12 protein-coding genes, 2 tRNA genes, 3 rRNA genes and 1 other RNA gene are annotated in these 19,548 nt (G+C 41.5%); 12 read left to right on the top strand and 6 right to left on the bottom strand.

The genetic code is table 11. The annotated features are described in order from the left end of the window. Window positions 1-10: 10 nt before the first annotated feature. The 3 genes from ACQQ2I_RS01535 to ACQQ2I_RS01545 all read right to left on the bottom strand — a co-directional run bounded on the left by ACQQ2I_RS01535 (window position 11) and on the right by ACQQ2I_RS01545 (window position 2,276). Window positions 11-1,411, bottom strand: a complete 1,401-nt coding sequence (locus ACQQ2I_RS01535) for a tetratricopeptide repeat-containing diguanylate cyclase (protein WP_431028801.1) — start codon at window positions 1,409-1,411, stop codon at window positions 11-13. Between the two features lie 170 nt (window positions 1,412-1,581). Beyond that, a complete protein-coding gene (locus ACQQ2I_RS01540; protein WP_431028802.1) occupies window positions 1,582-2,010 on the bottom strand; it encodes a GatB/YqeY domain-containing protein in 429 nt (142 codons plus the stop codon). Between the two features lie 56 nt (window positions 2,011-2,066). Further along, on the bottom strand, window positions 2,067-2,276 hold the full coding sequence (locus ACQQ2I_RS01545; protein WP_431028803.1) for a hypothetical protein: 210 nt from the start codon (window positions 2,274-2,276) through the stop codon (window positions 2,067-2,069). 129 nt (window positions 2,277-2,405) lie between these two features. Here ACQQ2I_RS01545 and ACQQ2I_RS01550 point away from each other — a divergent pair, with 129 nt between their 5' ends. The 7 genes from ACQQ2I_RS01550 (at window position 2,406) to ACQQ2I_RS01580 (ending at window position 10,883) form a co-directional block, all read left to right on the top strand. Further along, window positions 2,406-3,956, top strand: a complete 1,551-nt coding sequence (locus ACQQ2I_RS01550; RefSeq protein ID WP_431028804.1) for a hypothetical protein — start codon at window positions 2,406-2,408, stop codon at window positions 3,954-3,956. A 651-nt stretch (window positions 3,957-4,607) separates the two neighbouring features. After that, window positions 4,608-4,808, top strand: coding sequence for a cold-shock protein (locus tag ACQQ2I_RS01555; RefSeq protein ID WP_391373085.1), 201 nt, complete (start codon window positions 4,608-4,610; stop codon window positions 4,806-4,808). 775 nt (window positions 4,809-5,583) lie between these two features. Continuing rightward, window positions 5,584-7,134 (top strand): 16S ribosomal RNA (locus ACQQ2I_RS01560). A 303-nt stretch (window positions 7,135-7,437) separates the two neighbouring features. Further along, window positions 7,438-10,365: ribosomal RNA gene (locus ACQQ2I_RS01565) — 23S ribosomal RNA — on the top strand. A 189-nt stretch (window positions 10,366-10,554) separates the two neighbouring features. Continuing rightward, window positions 10,555-10,670: ribosomal RNA gene (gene rrf / locus ACQQ2I_RS01570) — 5S ribosomal RNA — on the top strand. The 16S, 23S and 5S rRNA genes sit together here with 2 tRNA genes alongside, the layout of an rRNA operon. Before the next feature lie 10 nt (window positions 10,671-10,680). Then, window positions 10,681-10,756 (top strand) — tRNA-Val (locus tag ACQQ2I_RS01575). Between the two features lie 55 nt (window positions 10,757-10,811). Continuing rightward, window positions 10,812-10,883: transfer RNA gene (locus ACQQ2I_RS01580), tRNA-Glu, on the top strand. Between the two features lie 733 nt (window positions 10,884-11,616). Here ACQQ2I_RS01580 and ssrS read toward each other — a convergent pair. The 3 genes from ssrS to ACQQ2I_RS01595 form a co-directional block, all read right to left on the bottom strand. Further along, window positions 11,617-11,805: non-coding RNA, 6S RNA (gene ssrS / locus ACQQ2I_RS01585), on the bottom strand. Between the two features lie 214 nt (window positions 11,806-12,019). After that, on the bottom strand, window positions 12,020-12,649 hold the full coding sequence (locus ACQQ2I_RS01590; RefSeq protein ID WP_431030424.1) for a YfbR-like 5'-deoxynucleotidase: 630 nt from the start codon (window positions 12,647-12,649) through the stop codon (window positions 12,020-12,022). A 195-nt stretch (window positions 12,650-12,844) separates the two neighbouring features. After that, window positions 12,845-13,027 (bottom strand): putative motility protein, encoded by a 183-nt coding sequence (locus ACQQ2I_RS01595; RefSeq protein ID WP_431028806.1) that lies wholly within the window; start codon window positions 13,025-13,027, stop codon window positions 12,845-12,847. A 248-nt stretch (window positions 13,028-13,275) separates the two neighbouring features. On the opposite strand from ACQQ2I_RS01595, the gene ACQQ2I_RS01600 reads away from it, so the two are divergent. The 5 genes from ACQQ2I_RS01600 to ACQQ2I_RS01620 all read left to right on the top strand — a co-directional run bounded on the left by ACQQ2I_RS01600 (window position 13,276) and on the right by ACQQ2I_RS01620 (window position 19,503). Then, window positions 13,276-13,833 carry a superoxide dismutase family protein gene (locus ACQQ2I_RS01600; RefSeq protein ID WP_431028807.1) on the top strand — a complete coding sequence of 186 codons (558 nt, stop codon included), beginning with the start codon at window positions 13,276-13,278 and terminating at the stop codon, window positions 13,831-13,833. 378 nt (window positions 13,834-14,211) lie between these two features. After that, window positions 14,212-15,423: an IS110 family transposase gene (locus tag ACQQ2I_RS01605; protein WP_431030425.1), complete on the top strand. Its 1,212-nt coding sequence runs from the start codon at window positions 14,212-14,214 to the stop codon at window positions 15,421-15,423. Window positions 15,424-15,846: 423 nt separating this feature from the next. Further along, window positions 15,847-16,851 (top strand): TAXI family TRAP transporter solute-binding subunit, encoded by a 1,005-nt coding sequence (locus ACQQ2I_RS01610; protein ID WP_431028809.1) that lies wholly within the window; start codon window positions 15,847-15,849, stop codon window positions 16,849-16,851. Between the two features lie 140 nt (window positions 16,852-16,991). Continuing rightward, window positions 16,992-17,504: a DUF1850 domain-containing protein gene (locus ACQQ2I_RS01615; protein ID WP_431028810.1), complete on the top strand. Its 513-nt coding sequence runs from the start codon at window positions 16,992-16,994 to the stop codon at window positions 17,502-17,504. Then, window positions 17,494-19,503 carry a TRAP transporter permease gene (locus tag ACQQ2I_RS01620; protein WP_431028811.1) on the top strand — a complete coding sequence of 670 codons (2,010 nt, stop codon included), beginning with the start codon at window positions 17,494-17,496 and terminating at the stop codon, window positions 19,501-19,503. The genes ACQQ2I_RS01615 and ACQQ2I_RS01620 overlap by 11 nt, the downstream gene beginning before the upstream one ends. Window positions 19,504-19,548: the final 45 nt, after the last annotated feature.

Here is a 19,548-nt window from a genome sequence, read left to right on the forward strand (position 1 = left end):
GCCCCATCCTTTAACCGACGTTTAAATTATTTTTACCTGTCTGTTTTACCTCGTACAGCTTTTTATCTGCTTGTTCAATCATCATCGATACAGTATAGTCAGATAAATTTTCGATGACGACAGCTCCTAAACTAATTGTAAAAGAGAGGTACGTATCTTCATGCGGAATTTGGACCGCTTGTAAAGCAGAGAATAAATGCTCAATAGTTTTGTTAAATAGTTCAATGTTTTTACTGAATACAATAAATTCGTCTCCACCATAGCGGGCGATAAATAATTCAGTTTCATGTTGGAATTTATTTGCTACGACGCCAATTTTCTGAAGAATTTGATCGCCTATAACATGCCCGTAACAATCGTTTTGTTCTTTAAAATTATCAATATCGAATAGAGCGCAACATAGTGGCGTGTGTTGCTCGATCGCTTCTTGGAGCCACTTTTCTGATTGCTCTTCGAAATAGTGCCGACTATGCACTTGTGTGAGTGTATCTGTATAAATTAATAGCGTTAATGAATCTTTACTTGTGCTTAATGCAAACTCATGTAAACGGGCTTGCTGACGGTGAGATTCTTCGGATTCTAATAAATCATTTTTGATTCGCGCATACTTATATGCTTGTTTATAATTGCCCATTTCTTCATATGCATTAATAATAGAAGTTAAAAATCGTCCTTTAGCCTGTATGTCAGAAAAGTTCTCAAAAATTGACCAAGATTTCTCTAAATGGTTGTCGGCTTTTTCAACTTGGTTGATTCGTGCATAATACACACCCATATTACAAATTGTTATAGCGTAATGTTTTGTATTTTCTCTTATTAAAGGATGGGTTAAGGCATTATTTAGCATTTCGTAAGCTTCGTCATATCGTTTTAATTCAAATAAATGAAACGCATAGTTATTCATATAATGAAAATATGCTAATGGGTTTTGGTGTTTATTTGAATCCATATGTTTGACAATTTTTTCACGATAATAAGCAGCTTTTTCTAAATCCTTTAGTAATAAATAACCGGAACTTAGATTAATGCAAACAGCTATATAATATAGATGAGACGGATTGTTTTCTATGATTTTAAACGCCCTTAAATTATACTCAATCGAACGCTTCATATCCCCACTCATATAAAAAAACGTTGCTACGTGATATGGATAGTTTGCCTTTAAATCTTCGCTACCACTTGCGCTGAGTGCCATTTTGAATGGTTCCAGTAGTGGTTCTACAGATGTAATATCGCCTTTATTAAGATAGGTAGCAATTTTTAAATTTAAATACTCACATAGCAATTTATAGTTGTTTTCTGCTTCAATTTTGGGTAGTTCCTCATCTAGAATAGAAATGGTAATATCGTATTGTGTTTTACGGAATAGTTCTCTTGCTACTTCTAGTTGCGATTCATAATAAGATTGCAAAATAATCCCTCCGAGTAATATAACTACTAGCTTTAGATTAACATAATAAGTCTCAAATGAAATACTATATTCCTATAAAATACTAGGGAATAAGTTGTGTTTTCTCTTAGTTGAGTAGAAGGGGGAAAAGATAAACAAAAAGACGTTGCTGATAGCAACGCCTAAATGAACTATGAAATAAGGGATTTGACTACTTTTGAAATAAGTGCCCCTTCTGCTTTGCCGGCAAGTAGCGGCTTAGCAATTTTCATCGCATCACCCATGCTCATACCTGCTAAAACACCTGCCTCTGTTAATGCTTCCGCAATTTCCTCTTCTGAAAGCTGTTTTGGTAGAAAACTCTTTAGCAGTGCTAATTTCGTCTCTTCTTTTTCAATTAAATCTACACGACCAGCAGCTTGAGCACCTTCCAATGCTTGATTGGTTTGTTTTACTTCACGGTTAATGATTGCAATTTCTTCTGCCTCTGTTAAAGCAGTGCCTTTTTCTTTTTCTGCTGCATCTAATGCCGATTTTACGAGCTGTAATACGCCTTTTGCTACTACATCTTTTTCTTTCATCGCTACTTTTAATTGAGCAAATACTTGATCTTTTAACATACCGTTCACTCCGTCTCTTTTAATTTTGATATTATAACAAATCTTTTTCTAATGCGTTATTTCAGCTCATAACCGCTTGCAAATGCAAAGCCTTTGATGGCGTCTTTTAGCATTTTGTCTTTATCGATATGCGGTGGGAAATTATTGAGTTCATGATTAGTGATAAGCGCCTCTAGGCATTCACGTACTTTATTATCGTCACAAGTTACTTGCTTCTCTACAATGGTAGCAAGTACTTCGCCTTTTTCCATTAATGTGATGTTCATTAAAATCACCCTTCCTTCTGCTTTACACTAGCTCTATTATACCGTGCATTATCTAAAAAGAAAAAGATGCATGGTGGGAAGAAAGTGATTACTATATAGAGGGAATGAATAAGGGAAAGAGGGATTAGTATGAACGGTCGAGTACTTGCACATGCATTGTTACAGACAACGGGTCAGGAGCTACGTATGGTATACGCATTATTATGTAAGACAAATATAATCGATATGCTAACAGCGAAAACGAAAGATTTTTTCTCTAAAGACATAGATAATTTCAATGAAGCATTAAAAGAAGAAGTAAAAAAGTTAGAACGCTATTCGGATATAGAATTACAAGTGAAATTATTGACAGAAATGACACGTGTTCTAGATATAAATGGCATGCGATACGATTGTCTAGAGGATATTGAGACGCAAAGTGAAGTCATTGTGCAAGCAACACATCAGCAAATGTTGAAAAGTGATAAAGACTATGCAGCGTTTATCGAATTAGCTAATGAGCAGGAAGCATACCAGCTGATGATTCAATACCAAATGCAAAAGTTATTTGCTGCTTTTGATGCCAAATTCCGTGAATTGAGTGAAGAACAATCAACGAATTTTACGGAGAAAATACAACAGTTGCTGACGGGGTTACCGATAGAAAAGCAACAGCAATTGAAGCAAAGTTTAGACATTGCTGAGTTAACACATGAGACGCTTCGCATGGCCATTTTAACGCAAGGGTCCGTTATTGTCTTATCAATGATTGTGGAGGTGGCGGGCTTTTCAGCCTATACAACGCTGACAACGGCGATTGCATCTACGATGGCACTTAGCGGTGTTGCCTTACCATTTGGTGTATACACCGTAGCGACAGCCTTATTTTCGATGATGATGAGCCCGTTTATGTTAATCCCGCTAGCACTTGGTGGTGGAGGATTACTCTTAAAGCATCAAAATAAGCATGTAAAGAAAAAGTTATTACCTTTAGGCATTTTACAGCTAACCTTACCTATTGTGGCGCAAAATCGTATTGGGCAAATTGATAGCACCCCATTTACAAGGCATTGGCAACAGCAAGTAAAGCGTTATGAGGAATTATTCGCTAAAAGAGAAGACTATAAAGTAGCTATTCATCAGCAACAACTGGAAATTACCGAGCATGAGGAAGCGCGGGAGAAACATGTGAGGCAAATGGAACTAGATAAAGAAAAGGTGCAAGCATACAAAGCCTTTATTGGAAAGTATATCGCAACCGTACCAAAAGAAGAACGTACACCGCTACTACAAGAGGGGATCGATTGGCTCATCATAAAGGAAAGTGAACGAGCGGCTCTAAATAATCAGCAGGAAGAAAACCGTGGCAGAAAAGGTCTTTGGCAGGTCATTGCGTCTAGCATTGATAATACAAAGTTAAAAGCGCGGAAAAAACAAATTCAAAAGGACATTGATGAAAAGCTCAAAGTGCTAACAGAAGCCTTTTTGGAAATGGATAGCTCTGTATTGCAAGCTGAGCGAGAGCAAATCCAACTATATCAAGCAAGTGCGACTCTTCACCGTGAAAAAGCATTGGATTATGAGGAACTTGTTACAACAGGAAAAGAAAAGTTAAAAGAATTAAAAACACGCCTTAAAATAACACATGACCAAATAGGTACATTACAGGATGAGTACTATGGGTTAGAGGATGTAGATTAAAGCGATATCCATAACCTTCAGGCGATAACTTCTTTTAGGGAAGAAAATGCTTGAAAGGACATTCGGAAGTGTTTGCTTTGGTCGGACCGCTTCACTTTTTTTAATTCATTAGGTATATTTCGAAAATAAATAGAGAAACATCACCGTATCGTTGAATTCATAGATGATGAAAAGGAAACAGTGCATGTGGTAATGGGATTACGTGATGTGACAGCAGAAGAAATCGGCGAGAATTAGGTTAGTTATATGTTCGGTTAATTCCCTATGTGGTTATTGAAGTTTTTACATGGTCTAATATGTTAGAAAAACAGGTGAAACGCTTATCACTTGCCATTTTTTTGCGTGTTTTGCAGATAGAATGAAAGAACCATTTACATGAAATATTGACTGTGGCTTAAGTGAGATGTAAGGAATTAATTGCGTAGTTTTCTCTAAGGCGTACGTTAAATTATTAAAAAATGTTGAGAAATTGGACAAATAGAAAAACATGTTATATAATGAGGTCAATAATTAAATTTCTTCGGAGAAACTATGAATTCACCTATTACAAAAAGTAATCGTGATCATTCGGTACTTTTTGTAATAGGCGGATTTTTTTTATACGAAGAAGTTCTATATTATTATAAATTAAATTTTTGGAGGTCATCACACATGGCACAAGGTACAGTTAAATGGTTTAATGCAGAAAAAGGTTTCGGTTTTATCGAAGTTGAAAACGGAGCTGACGTATTTGCTCACTTCTCAGCAATCCAAGGCGAAGGTTTCAAATCATTAGAAGAAGGTCAAAAAGTTGAATTCGACGTAGAAGAAGGCAACCGTGGACCACAAGCTGCTAACATTGTTAAACTTTAATTTTTAAAATTTAAAGTAAATCATTAGTTAGAACAAGAGGCACCTTTTATAAGGTGTCTCTTTTTTGTATTTTGAAGTGAAATTTTTTGTGCATATGATGAAACAATAAATTTAATGTAAGAAAGATTTAATGAACATAAAAAAGGGTTCAATACTAAAATATATTCTTGATTGAAAAATGTAGGATTCTAAAAGCACATGGAGTGAAGGGTGACAAGTGTAGCTGACGGCATTCGCCTTTCGCTACAGAAAAGCTTCTAGCGGGAAAAACGATAGGAGAACAAAGGCTAAAATCGTCACGTCCTGTGCGTCACCCCCACTGATTGAAATTTCACTTTATCTGCGCGAAAGCAAAGCAACAGCGGCAACGCCTTCGTGACCAACATCATGTTGGCCTGAGACCCCGCAGGAAATTTATTTGCGACGAAAGCGCAGCGACGAGGAGGCTCGACCTCGCTCGCGGAAACATCCCCCTGTAACGGAATGTGCAGTTAAGTACACATTTTGGTGAAGAGCCTAAAAAAGGTTGAAGGTTTATATAATAAGGAAACTTTTAAGAAATGTAGTTTAATGAATATTTTTTTGCGAAAAAGTGTTGACCTTTTATCTATAAGCCTGTAATATAAGACAAGTCGTTAAGAGATAACAAAACAACTTAACGAAATGAACTTTGAAAACTGAACAAGCAAAACGTTAACAATAAATGTTTCTAAATAAGAAACAAAATTTTGGACATCAAACATGATGCCAGCAAATTTGAGCTTACTCAAATTCTTTTATGGAGAGTTTGATCCTGGCTCAGGACGAACGCTGGCGGCGTGCCTAATACATGCAAGTCGAGCGAATGAGAGAGGAGCTTGCTTCTCTTGATTTAGCGGCGGACGGGTGAGTAACACGTGGGCAACCTGCCCTGTAGTTTGGGATAACTCCGGGAAACCGGGGCTAATACCGAATAATACTTTCTAATACATGTTAGAAAGTTGAAAGATGGTTCTCCTATCGCTACAGGATGGGCCCGCGGCGCATTAGCTAGTTGGTGAGGTAACGGCTCACCAAGGCGACGATGCGTAGCCGACCTGAGAGGGTGATCGGCCACACTGGGACTGAGACACGGCCCAGACTCCTACGGGAGGCAGCAGTAGGGAATCTTCCACAATGGGCGAAAGCCTGATGGAGCAACGCCGCGTGAGTGAAGAAGGATTTCGGTTCGTAAAACTCTGTTGTAAGGGAAGAACAAGTACAGTAGTAACTGGCTGTACCTTGACGGTACCTTATTAGAAAGCCACGGCTAACTACGTGCCAGCAGCCGCGGTAATACGTAGGTGGCAAGCGTTGTCCGGAATTATTGGGCGTAAAGCGCGCGCAGGCGGTCCTTTAAGTCTGATGTGAAAGCCCACGGCTCAACCGTGGAGGGTCATTGGAAACTGGGGGACTTGAGTGCAGAAGAGGAAAGTGGAATTCCAAGTGTAGCGGTGAAATGCGTAGAGATTTGGAGGAACACCAGTGGCGAAGGCGACTTTCTGGTCTGTAACTGACGCTGAGGCGCGAAAGCGTGGGGAGCAAACAGGATTAGATACCCTGGTAGTCCACGCCGTAAACGATGAGTGCTAAGTGTTAGGGGGTTTCCGCCCCTTAGTGCTGCAGCTAACGCATTAAGCACTCCGCCTGGGGAGTACGGTCGCAAGACTGAAACTCAAAGGAATTGACGGGGGCCCGCACAAGCGGTGGAGCATGTGGTTTAATTCGAAGCAACGCGAAGAACCTTACCAGGTCTTGACATCCCGGTGACCACTATGGAGACATAGTTTTCCCTTCGGGGACAACGGTGACAGGTGGTGCATGGTTGTCGTCAGCTCGTGTCGTGAGATGTTGGGTTAAGTCCCGCAACGAGCGCAACCCTTGATCTTAGTTGCCATCATTCAGTTGGGCACTCTAAGGTGACTGCCGGTGACAAACCGGAGGAAGGTGGGGATGACGTCAAATCATCATGCCCCTTATGACCTGGGCTACACACGTGCTACAATGGACGGTACAAACGGTTGCCAACCCGCGAGGGGGAGCTAATCCGATAAAACCGTTCTCAGTTCGGATTGTAGGCTGCAACTCGCCTACATGAAGCCGGAATCGCTAGTAATCGCGGATCAGCATGCCGCGGTGAATACGTTCCCGGGCCTTGTACACACCGCCCGTCACACCACGAGAGTTTGTAACACCCGAAGTCGGTGAGGTAACCTTTTGGAGCCAGCCGCCGAAGGTGGGATAGATGATTGGGGTGAAGTCGTAACAAGGTAGCCGTATCGGAAGGTGCGGCTGGATCACCTCCTTTCTAAGGATATTTTCGGAATACTGACATGGTCAGTAGTTAACGTTTTGCGTTCAGTTTTGAAAGTTTATGACTTTCTAAATACCTTGCTCCTGACGCTTGCGCTATCGTCGCAAAGCTGCATGTAGCAAATACACTGATGTATATCACGATGTGATGGAAGTCAGTAGCTTTGTTCTTTGAAAACTGGATAAAACGACATTGAAAGCAAACACAAATTTCTATTTTAAATAGATAAGAGTCAAAACAAGTCAAGTAACATTGACGTGTCAACTTAAAATCTTGAACGTTGTTCAAGTATAACTTGGTTAAGTTATTAAGGGCGCACGGTGGATGCCTTGGCACTAGGAGTCGATGAAGGACGGCACTAACACCGATATGCCTCGGGGAGCTGTAAGTAAGCTTTGATCCGGGGATTTCCGAATGGGGGAACCCACTACGTTTAATGGCGTAGTACCTTTACGTGAATTCATAGCGTACTGGAGACAGACCCAGGGAACTGAAACATCTAAGTACCTGGAGGAAGAGAAAGAAAATTCGATTCCCTGAGTAGCGGCGAGCGAAACGGGAAGAGCCCAAACCAAGAGGCTTGCCTCTTGGGGTTGTAGGACACTCTATACGGAGTTACAAAGGCATGTATTAGGCGAAGCGACTTGGAAAGGTCCGCCAGAGCAGGTAATAGCCCTGTAGTCGAAAGTACATGCCCTCCAGAGTGGATCCTGAGTACGGCGGAACACGTGAAATTCCGTCGGAATCCGGGAGGACCATCTCCCAAGGCTAAATACTACCTAGTGACCGATAGTGAACCAGTACCGTGAGGGAAAGGTGAAAAGCACCCCGGGAGGGGAGTGAAAGAGAACCTGAAACCGTGTGCCTACAAGTAGTTAGAGCCCGTTAATGGGTGATAGCGTGCCTTTTGTAGAATGAACCGGCGAGTTACGATTACGTGCGAGGTTAAGTTGTGAAGACGGAGCCGCAGCGAAAGCGAGTCTGAATAGGGCGATGTAGTACGTGGTCGTAGACCCGAAACCAGGTGATCTACCCATGTCCAGGGTGAAGGTGAGGTAACACTCACTGGAGGCCCGAACCCACGCACGTTGAAAAGTGCGGGGATGAGGTGTGGGTAGCGGAGAAATTCCAATCGAACCTGGAGATAGCTGGTTCTCTCCGAAATAGCTTTAGGGCTAGCCTCGTGATGAGAATACCGGAGGTAGAGCACTGTTTGGACTAGGGGGGCATCTCGCTTTACCGAATTCAGACAAACTCCGAATGCCGGATATTTATGCACGGGAGTCAGACTGCGAGTGATAAGATCCGTAGTCAAAAGGGAAACAGCCCAGACCACCAGCTAAGGTCCCAAAGTAATCGTTAAGTGGAAAAGGATGTGGCGTTGCTTAGACAACCAGGATGTTGGCTTAGAAGCAGCCATCATTTAAAGAGTGCGTAATAGCTCACTGGTCGAGTGACGCTGCGCCGAAAATGTATCGGGGCTAAACGATTCACCGAAGCTGTGGATTCACACCGTTGGTGTGAGTGGTAGGAGAGCGTTCTAACTGCGCTGAAGTCAGACCGGAAGGACTGGTGGAGCGGTTAGAAGTGAGAATGCCGGTATGAGTAGCGAAAGACAGGTGAGAATCCTGTCCACCGTATGACTAAGGTTTCCTGAGGAAGGCTCGTCCGCTCAGGGTTAGTCGGGACCTAAGCCGAGGCCGACAGGCGTAGGCGATGGACAACAGGTTGATATTCCTGTACTACCTCCCCACCGTTTGAGAAATGGGGGGACGCAGAAGGGTAGGGTAAGCAGAGCGTTGGTTGTCTCTGTTCAAGCAGTAAGGTGTGTACGTAGGCAAATCCGCGTACTAATACATTGAGCTGTGATGACGAGTCCGTATGGACGAAGTTCCTGATCTCACGCTGCCAAGAAAAGCCTCTATCGAGGTGGGAGGTACCCGTACCGCAAACCGACACAGGTAGTCGAGGAGAGAATCCTAAGGTGTGCGAGAGAACTCTCGTTAAGGAACTCGGCAAAATGACCCCGTAACTTCGGGAGAAGGGGTGCTCTGGTAGGGTGAAAGCCCGAGAGAGCCGCAGTGAATAGGCCCAGGCGACTGTTTAGCAAAAACACAGGTCTCTGCAAAACCGTAAGGTGACGTATAGGGGCTGACGCCTGCCCGGTGCTGGAAGGTTAAGAGGAGTGGTTAGCGCAAGCGAAGCTATGAATTGAAGCCCCAGTAAACGGCGGCCGTAACTATAACGGTCCTAAGGTAGCGAAATTCCTTGTCGGGTAAGTTCCGACCCGCACGAAAGGCGTAACGATCTGGGCACTGTCTCAACGAGAGACTCGGTGAAATTATAGTACCTGTGAAGATGCAGGTTACCCGCGACAGGACGGAAAGACCCCGTGGAGCTTTACTGTAGCTTGATATTGAAATTTGGTGCAACTTGTACAGGATAGGTAGGAGCCAGAGAAACCGGAGCGCTAGCTTCGGTGGAGGCGTCGGTGGGATACTACCCTGGTTGTACTGAATTTCTAACCCATGCCCCTTAGCGGGGTAGGAGACAGTGTCAGGCGGACAGTTTGACTGGGGCGGTCGCCTCCTAAAAGGTAACGGAGGCGCCCAAAGGTTCCCTCAGAATGGTTGGAAATCATTCGTAGAGTGTAAAGGCACAAGGGAGCTTGACTGCGAGACCTACAAGTCGAGCAGGGTCGAAAGACGGGCTTAGTGATCCGGTGGTTCCGCATGGAAGGGCCATCGCTCAACGGATAAAAGCTACCCCGGGGATAACAGGCTTATCTCCCCCAAGAGTCCACATCGACGGGGAGGTTTGGCACCTCGATGTCGGCTCATCGCATCCTGGGGCTGTAGTCGGTCCCAAGGGTTGGGCTGTTCGCCCATTAAAGCGGTACGCGAGCTGGGTTCAGAACGTCGTGAGACAGTTCGGTCCCTATCCGTCGTGGGCGTAGGAAATTTGAGAGGAGCTGTCCTTAGTACGAGAGGACCGGGATGGACATACCGCTGGTGTACCAGTTGTCGTGCCAACGGCATCGCTGGGTAGCTATGTATGGACGGGATAAGTGCTGAAAGCATCTAAGCATGAAGCCCCCCTCAAGATGAGATTTCCCATTACGCAAGTAAGTAAGACCCCTGAAAGACGATCAGGTAGATAGGTTCGAGGTGGAAGTGTGGCGACATATGGAGCTGACGAATACTAATCGGTCGAGGACTTAACCACATTTTGTGAATTGCACAATGCACCGTTTATCCAGTTTTGAAAGAACAACTTCTTTCTTAAAAGAGAGCTTCAAGACACAAGTAGTACAAGGAAGCAAATGAGTGAATGAAGGAGCGTACTTATGTACGTGACTGATTGAACGAATGTAGCTGACGCAGTAATACGCCGTGTATTGGAGGTCGACCATAGTCTAGTGATGATGGCAAAGAGGTCACACCCGTTCCCATACCGAACACGGAAGTTAAGCTCTTTAGCGCCGATGGTAGTTGGGGGCTTCCCCCTGTGAGAGTAGGACATCGCTAGGCATTATACCCAGGAGGATTAGCTCAGCTGGGAGAGCACCTGCCTTACAAGCAGGGGGTCGGCGGTTCGAGCCCGTCATCCTCCACCATTTAGAGCCTGAGCTTAGTTAGTCGTAGGTTTCAGTTCTATTCCTAGAGAGTCATGGCCCGTTGGTCAAGTGGTTAAGACACCGCCCTTTCACGGCGGTAACACGGGTTCGAATCCCGTACGGGTCATCTAAAGTATGTAGCGATTGCTACATACTTTTTTGTATTTTATTGAAATTGAAATGAAGGTTAGCGATTGTGCTAGTCCTTTTTTATTGGTTTTATAACAATGAGGCTTATAACTGCAACTTAGGGTTGGTTTCCATTTCGAATTTGTTTCAATGAAAGAAAAACAGCTGAGCCACTTCAGATCAACAAGGTGTTAGTCACGAAGGCGTTGTTCTAAGAAGTGGTGGTTTAACCTTCATTCCTTTATAAGCTTAGTCCAGCTAGGGTATCATCTAGTACGCTAATCCTTCAGCTTCGTAGGAAAGGAAAGAAATTGTTTCAGCATTAAAAGATGTAGCGGTCAGATGCACTCACCTACATGCGTATAAACTTAAAAAATGATTTCTTTTACTAAGAGGTACACTTTTTAGAACATGGAAAAATATTCACTTCCACTAAAACTCAAGCTTACTATCTACTGATATTTGTGTAATCAACACAGTAACGAGAAAGGATGATTACGTGCAGCTTTTATTATTGGAGCTGGAATGGGTATTAGCGCTAATTGTATTGTTTGAGGAGAATGGTCGTTGTTTAATGGCTCTAACTATAGTGTTTTTATTGCACTTAATTTAAGGGTGCTAAAGAGATAGCATCCTTAAATCTGCGACAACCTCTAAAACCAAATAAAAAACCCTCCACCGTATGTTCCGGTGGAGGGAATGAAAACATTGGTATATCAAGCTTCTTAATGGCAAAAGCCACATTGCCGTAGATATATAGAAAGTTTTAAACCACACTCCTCAAAGTGGGTGTCCGCATAAGTTTTCCTGTTTATCCCGAGGTCAAAGGAGCCCGGGCACGCCATTCCAACTTGGATATAAAACTCCCTGTTACAGTATAAAGGTTAAAACTTAATATTACACGTACAACGTAGCTTCGATTATTATTGTATGTTAAGTTTTAAAATTGTGCAAGTAAGAGCAAACACAGAATTTTGTCAAATGAAAGGGCGTACTTTCTATGTAGTAATTGGTGGGAAGAGTGTGTTTGTATGGAAGGATAAATACATTAAAAAAGTGGTAGAAAGCATGATAAAATCGAGATTTTAACCATAAAAAAAGCCTTCCATTGCTTTTGGAAAACTTTGCTTATCGTTATTTACTTTTTAAAATTTCCTGAGTCAATGTCGTAATATCGATTTGTGTTTTTTCTGCCATAGCATCGCGTAAAATTTCATGTCGGAAATAATGCACACTATTTGGTAAAGGCAAGTCGAGTAATTTGGATAGGGCGCTTTGATACATATAAACGAACTCTTTATCTGTATTGCCGCGCTTTAATTCAGCAAATGCTTCGTAAAATTGGTCGAGCTTATCTGCAAATTCAAGCAGGCGACCTTCGATTGTAGCATCCTTGCCTTCTTTCATTCGTTCAAAGAAAACAGCTTGGAAATTTGGTGGTATTTCTTCCAATATGAAATTTTCCATCATCTTTTCTTCTACGACTGCGAGCATTTCTTTTAACTCAGGACTTGCGTGTTTGACAGGTGTTTTAATGTCGCCAATAAATACTTCAGCAAAATCATGATTAATCGTTTTTTCATAAAGTGATTTCCAATTAATTTGGGCACCGAGCTGTTCTTCAAGTGTCGCAAAAAACATGGCATATTGTGATACTTTCCAAGAATGCGCTGCTACGTTATGCTCCTCAAATTTGAAACGTCCTGGTGCGCGGATAATACGCTCTAAATCATTTAAGCTTGTAAAAAAAGTATGAATACCGATAAAAATCCCTCCTTTTAAATGTATCGTACTATATTAAATTCCCTTACGGAAAGAAATTTACACAGTTTAAAAAATTTTTTATCGTATATTTACAATAGAGCGCAATGTAAAGCGTATGTAGTCAAAAGTAACAGCGGTAGTGCTCTAATCACAACTAAGAAGGGGATGTCTGGAGAGTGACAACCCCTTCATTTCTTACACTTGTACGTCCACTATTTGCCCTTTGTAAGGGTGCGGAGTAGTTTGCTGAGCAGACATGTCATTTAGCATTTCAATCGCACCAGCAGCCCCTTGATTCATAGCTTTGTCTAAAATTCCCATTTGAAGAGTTTGTTGAATTTGTGCGACTTGCGCAGACATAAGTGAATTAATTTCCATTGTAACCCCTCCTTTGTTTATATATCGACCAACCGTTTGTATGTTCCACCAAAGTGTTTCTAAATGTAGCATTGTAGTGTGTTTTTTTCCTAACGTGGAAGAAGTTATATTTATCTGTATTTTACAAGCATATTTCTCGGATTTTTATCCCATGCTTAGAAAGGTACCTATCGACTTGAGTTAGTCGAAACAATATTTTGTCTGTGGAGATCTATATCCACTTACTAAAATGATGAAGGAGGCTTTTTATGCATAAGTTCATGGTAGTAGGAACAATGGTATTTATGATGGCAGGTTGTTCTTTATTTCAACAAGAGGAAGAAGAGGTAGTGACAGTGAATTCCTCAGAAACTGTAACAGCAACGGCAACTGCCCAAATGATAAACAGCAACGGGGAAGATGTGGGAGAAATTAAATTTACCCAGACACAATCAGGTGTTGAAATTTATACGAACCTAGTCAACTTACCACCTGGCAAGCATGCCATTCATATTCATGAAGTAGGAAAGTGTGAGGCACCAACGTTTGAATCAGCAGGCGGACATTTTAATCCAGAGCATAAAGAACACGGTACTCAAAATCCAAAAGGGCCACATGCAGGCGACTTGCCGAATATTGATATCGGGCAGGATGGTACAGCGGAAGTTCGCTTTGTGACAAATGAATTATCGCTAGAGGAAGGAAAACCGAATTCATTATTTGATGAAGATGGCAGCTCTATTGTGATCCATGAAGGGCCAGATGATTATAAAACGGACCCATCTGGTAATTCGGGTGCGAGAATTGCTTGTGGTGTTATCCAATAATTGATTGCAAGAAGGGAAAGGGGTGTCCAGAAAGTAAAAACTTTCTGGACACCCCTTTATTCCTTAATAATTATCTATTAAGAAATATTGCTCCTGCGGTGGTCACATCAAAATGCCACCATCCTCGTCGCAAACATACTAACATTAGTAGTACAAACCAAGGCCATGGTTTGTGCTACTATTTTTTTATAGTAGAAGTGAAGGAAAGTCGAACGGCCCCTTGGATCAAATAAGAATCCGTATCGCAAACAGGCTAACTTCACACCCTTATTTGAATCAGTTTAGTATGTTGGGTCCCCGAGATCGTGTAAAAGAAAATGGAATCGATAAGGTACTGTGAAGACTTCTATGACTGGCTAAAAAGGAGAAGGAAAGATGATCAAACATGTGGTGGCATTTGATGTCAGTATGGGAAAAAGTACGATGGTCATTTACAACCGCCATCGTCAATGCGAGTTTGAAGGAGAAATTCTACATAATCGGCCATCTTTTGAGCAACTTCATGAAACACTAGAGCAGCTCACCAAACAGGATGGACAGGCACCTGAAATTGTCTTCGAAGCAACAGGTGTGTATTCAAAAGGATTAGAGAAATTTCTGCAAGATACGCACTATCCCTACTGTTGTCTGAATCCGGTTCAGGCGAAAGAAGAAACAAAATCCATGAGAAGACAAAAAACAGATACAGCAGATGCGCATAAATTAGCCCAAACGCACTTCCGAAACGAGCGTGTTCATACCTATGTAGAGGACGATTATTATAAACAAATGCGGGCGTGGTCACGCTATTATGATGAGCTAGATACAGAAATCAATCATTTACATAATCGAATGCATGCCATTTTACAACAAAGTTTCCCAGAACTCGAAACACTCTTTTCTACACGTTCTGCGCTCTTTCTAAATATTGTGCAATTGTATCCACACCCTGATGAGGTACTTGCTCATTCGAAAACAATCATTCGTAACCGGTTAAAGCAAAATACACGAAAAAACCTTTCGCTTAAACGAGCAGAGGAAAAAGCCGAATGCTTATTAGCGGCAGCGAAGGATTCTTACCCAGCCCTATCCAATCAAGATGTTCGATGTGATCAAGTACGCGATTATGCTCAAAGAATAGCGGAATTAAAAGAAAAGAAAGAGCAATTGATCAAGCAGATGGTGGCACTTTCAGAAGAAAAAGTGGAATATCAGGTGTTGATGTCATTTCCAGGTATCGGTGAAACAACGGCTGTCCGGATTATTGGGGAGTTAGGAGATATCCGCCGTTTTAAAACACATAAGCAATTAAATGCGTATGTAGGAATCGATGTACGTGTCTATCAATCTGGTAAATATGAGATGAAAGATATCATTAATCGTCGTGGGAACCGCCATTTGCGAAAAATCTTGTTCTTTATGGTGAAAACGATGATTACATTACGTCAAAAAACAAAAAATCATTTCGTAGAGTATTATGATAAATTAAAAACGCAACCTCAGGGGAAGCCCCATAAAGTTGCGTGTATGAATAAGTTCTTGAAAGTCGCATTTCACCTTATTACACACGGGATAACCTATGCTTACGAAGCAGCTACCAACTATTCGTAATCGATTACCCCTACTATAACACAATGGACCTTGCGAAAAAACGAAAAATCGTTAGGTCTTTTTGGCATGCGAAATTTTTTTGTTTAGGAGGGGGTACCCCCTCCTAAACAAAAAAGTCATCTCTTCGCATTAATTATTTTTGCAAAATCTATTGACTAGAGGTAAGAAGGTGCCGTCTCAAAATGTCTTTTCAGACGGCCCCTTTATTTCGTGAGAAAAGATATTCTTCGGTTTGAATAGAAGTGCATATTGTATTAATATGCATAACGTTAAATGATTTTGTATATTCATTCTCGCTTTTTTATTAATTTTCTCTCTAAAGTTTCTATTCTCTTTTTTGTCTCTTTTCAGTATTATTTGACATTTGTGTGTTTGTCTATGTAAAATAGAATCGTATTTGATTTTATAGGGGGATAGATACAAATGAAAAACAATAAATTTTTATTGTTCATGATCTTAAGCGTATTTGCACTAATTTTAGCTGCATGCGGTTCAGGTGATGAGGGTAAAGAGTCAACGGGTGGTAGTGATGAAAGCGCTAACAACGAATCAACAGATTATGGTGTAAAATATTTAAGTATTTTAACAGGTGGTACACAAGGTACGTATTATCCACTAGGTGGTAATTTTGCGGAGTTAATCTCTAGCGAAACAGGCGTTACAACAACAGCTGAAGTGTCACAAGCGTCAGCTGCGAATATGACAGCTTTACAAAACGGTGAAGGCGAAGTGGCATTCGTACAAACGGATATCGCTTACTATGCAACGGAAGGTATTGAAATGTTCGACGGGAAACCGATTGAGACAGTTTCAGCTTTAGGTGCATTATATCCAGAAACAGTTCAACTTGTAACATTAGCTGACTCTGGTATTAAATCGTATGAAGACTTAAAAGGGAAAAAAGTTTCTGTAGGTGCGCCAGGCTCTGGTACTTACGCAAATGCGGAGCAATTACTAGAAATCCATGGTTTAACAATGGATGATATTAAAGCGCAAAATTTAGACTTTGGTGAATCGGCAGATGGTATTTCATCAGGTCAAATCGATGCAGCGTTTATTACAGCTGGTTACCCAACTGGTGCTGTTGAAGCATTAAATGCTACAAAGAGCGTGTATATCGTTCCTGTATCAGCTGAAAAAGCGGATGAGTTAATTGCTAAATATCCATACTATGCTGTAGATGCGATCCCAGCTGGTACTTACGGTCTTGCAGAAGATACACCTGCTGTATCTGTACTTGCGATGTTAGCCGTTCAGAAAGACCTTTCAGAGGACTTAGTGTATGCAATGACAAAAGCTATCTATAGCAACACAGATAAAATCGGCCATGCTAAAGGTGCTTTAATCAAGGCTGAAACTGGTTTAGATGGTATTGGTATTGAAGTACACCCAGGTGCTCAAAAGTACTTTGACGAAGTAAACAAATAATTTAGTAAAGGTTGTTCTAGAGGCAACTGCTTCTAGAGCGACTCTTATTATTATGTAGGGGCGAGGAAGTTGTTACTCGTCGAATAAGGGCTTGTCTCATCATGAGGCGGCCCCTTTTCCTATGGGAAGGCTGAGAAATCGTGAAAAAAGTATGGTGGGGATGTCTAACAATAGCTGCGGCTATCGTTTTTTTGTTTATACCGATATTTCCAGTATTTAGTTTTATTGAAACGCGAACTGAAAAAACAGAAATGTATTATTTAGAATATGATGAAGACCCTCATTTTCAAATTGTTTTTACTCATTCAATCCATTTAACAGATGTAGTGGAATCGTATGAAGCGTTGCCTACATATGATATTCGATTGCATTCGATGCGTTATTCAGATGTAGCGATTGGTATGCCTGGATATGCGGAAGAAGGTCAAACACTAATTTATGAGGATGGAATCTATACGTTGTATTATGATAATGCGGTTTTACCCAATTTCACCTTATACATTGGTGATGTTGACTATACTTTGCGTTTCGAATATAGAGGAAAAACGTATAACTTAAAAGAAAACTTAAGTAGAGGGAAATCGTATTTGTTTGAAATAAAGAAAGTATCCATCTATGACAAAATGAAAGGAGTCGAGTTATATGGCGGATAAAAAAGATGTAAAAGATGAGCAATTTGAGCAATTATCAGAAGCCGATCAGCAGGCACTTCTTGAAAAGTATGATGCTGAATCAAATACACGTAAAGTAGGCGGTATTTTCCGTTGGATTATTTACGGTGGGTTACTAGCATTCTCGCTATTTCAATTATATACTGCTATCTTTGGGGTATTCCCAGCACAAATTCAGCGTACGATTCACTTAGGATTTGGCTTAACATTTATTTTCTTATTATTCCCAGCACGTCGTAAGGCACGTAAGGATAAAATACCGTTTTATGATTTCATATTAGCTATATTAGCGATTGTTGTAGGTTCTTACTGGACATTAAATTATGAGCGTCTTGTCAAATCAATCGGTCAGTTAGAAACACTGGACTTTTATATTGGATTATTAGCGATTGTCCTTGTTCTGGAGGCGGCTCGTCGTGCAGTAGGGTTACCGATTACGATTATTGCAGTACTGTTTTTAGCGTACGCATATTTTGGGCAACAGATGCCGGCTTTCTTGGCGCACCGAGGCCAAAGTTTAGAAAGCTTATCGAACTTAATGTTCTTCTCAACAGATGGAATTTTAGGTACACCGATTAGTGTATCGTCCACATTTATTTTTGTATTCTTATTGTTTGGTGCCTTCCTAGTGAAAACGGGTGTAGGGCAATACTTTAATGATTTAGCTGTTGCATTAGCAGGTAAATTGACTGGTGGACCTGCAAAAGTAGCGATTTTCTCGTCTGCACTGCAAGGAACAATTTCAGGTTCATCGGTGGCGAACGTTGTTACATCTGGTTCGTACACGATTCCGATGATGAAAAAGCTTGGCTATAAAAAGGAATTTGCTGGTGCAGTTGAGGCGGCTGCTTCAACAGGCGGGCAGTTAATGCCACCAATTATGGGGGCTGCGGCATTCTTAATGGTAGAGTTTATCGGTCGTGGTGTAACATACTGGGAGATCGCAAAAGCAGCAGCGATTCCAGCATTATTGTATTTCGTTGGTATTTGGATTATGACGCACTTTGAGGCGAAGCGTTTAGGGTTACGCGGGTTAAGTGATGAAGAGATGCCAGATCGTACGGCAGTGTTCAAAAAGATTTATTTGTTAACGCCTATTATTTTAATTATTGTATTAATGCTAACAGGTGTTCCTGTCATGCATGCAGCACTTTATGGTGTGGTTGCTTGTATTTTAGTTGGTATGTTCAATAAGGATACACGTCTGGGTGTCCGTGATATTTTAGATGCATTAGTAGACGGTGCTCGTACAGCATTAGGGGTTGTGGCCGCAACAGCCGCAGCAGGGATTATCGTAGGTGTGGTTGTCAAAACGGGTCTTGGCTTAAGTTTAGCAACAAGCCTTGTAAAATTAGCAGGTGGTAGTGTTTTATTCACATTATTCTTAGTGATGATTGCTTCACTTGTATTAGGGATGGGTGCACCAACAACAGCAAACTATGTTATTACGTCAACAATCGCTGCACCAGCTATTCTACAATTATTAGCACCGAATACACCGATGGATTTAATTCCATTAGTGACAGTTATGTCTGCTCACTTCTTTGTATTCTACTTTGGAATTATCGCGGATATTACGCCACCTGTTGCCCTTGCAGCCTTTGCCGCATCTGGTATTTCGGGTGGTGACCCGATTAAAACCGGCGTTAACTCAGCGAAGCTGGCGATTGCTGCATTCATTATTCCGTATATGATTGTATTGCAACCAGCATTGTTAATGGTAGATGTCACGCTTTTACAAATTGTATGGGTAACGTTCTCTGCGATTATCGGTATGATTGCCATTGGTGCAGGGATTATTGGTTTCTGGTACCGTAAGCTGATGTGGCTTGAGCGTATTATTTTAATTGGTGCAGGTTTAGCAATGATTTACCCAGAATCTGTTTCAGATATTGTGGGGGTCATCGTATTTGCGATCATGCTTGTTATTCAATTCATTGGAAATAGAAAAGGGAACGGTCCTAAGCCGGTTGCTTCCTAATCAAAGCAGTCAGTCTATGCATTTGCGTAGGCTGGCTTTTTTCGT

The organism is Lysinibacillus sp. LZ02 (genome assembly GCF_050613145.1).
In the GTDB taxonomy this organism is placed as follows: Bacteria; Bacillota; Bacilli; order Bacillales_A; family Planococcaceae; genus Lysinibacillus_B.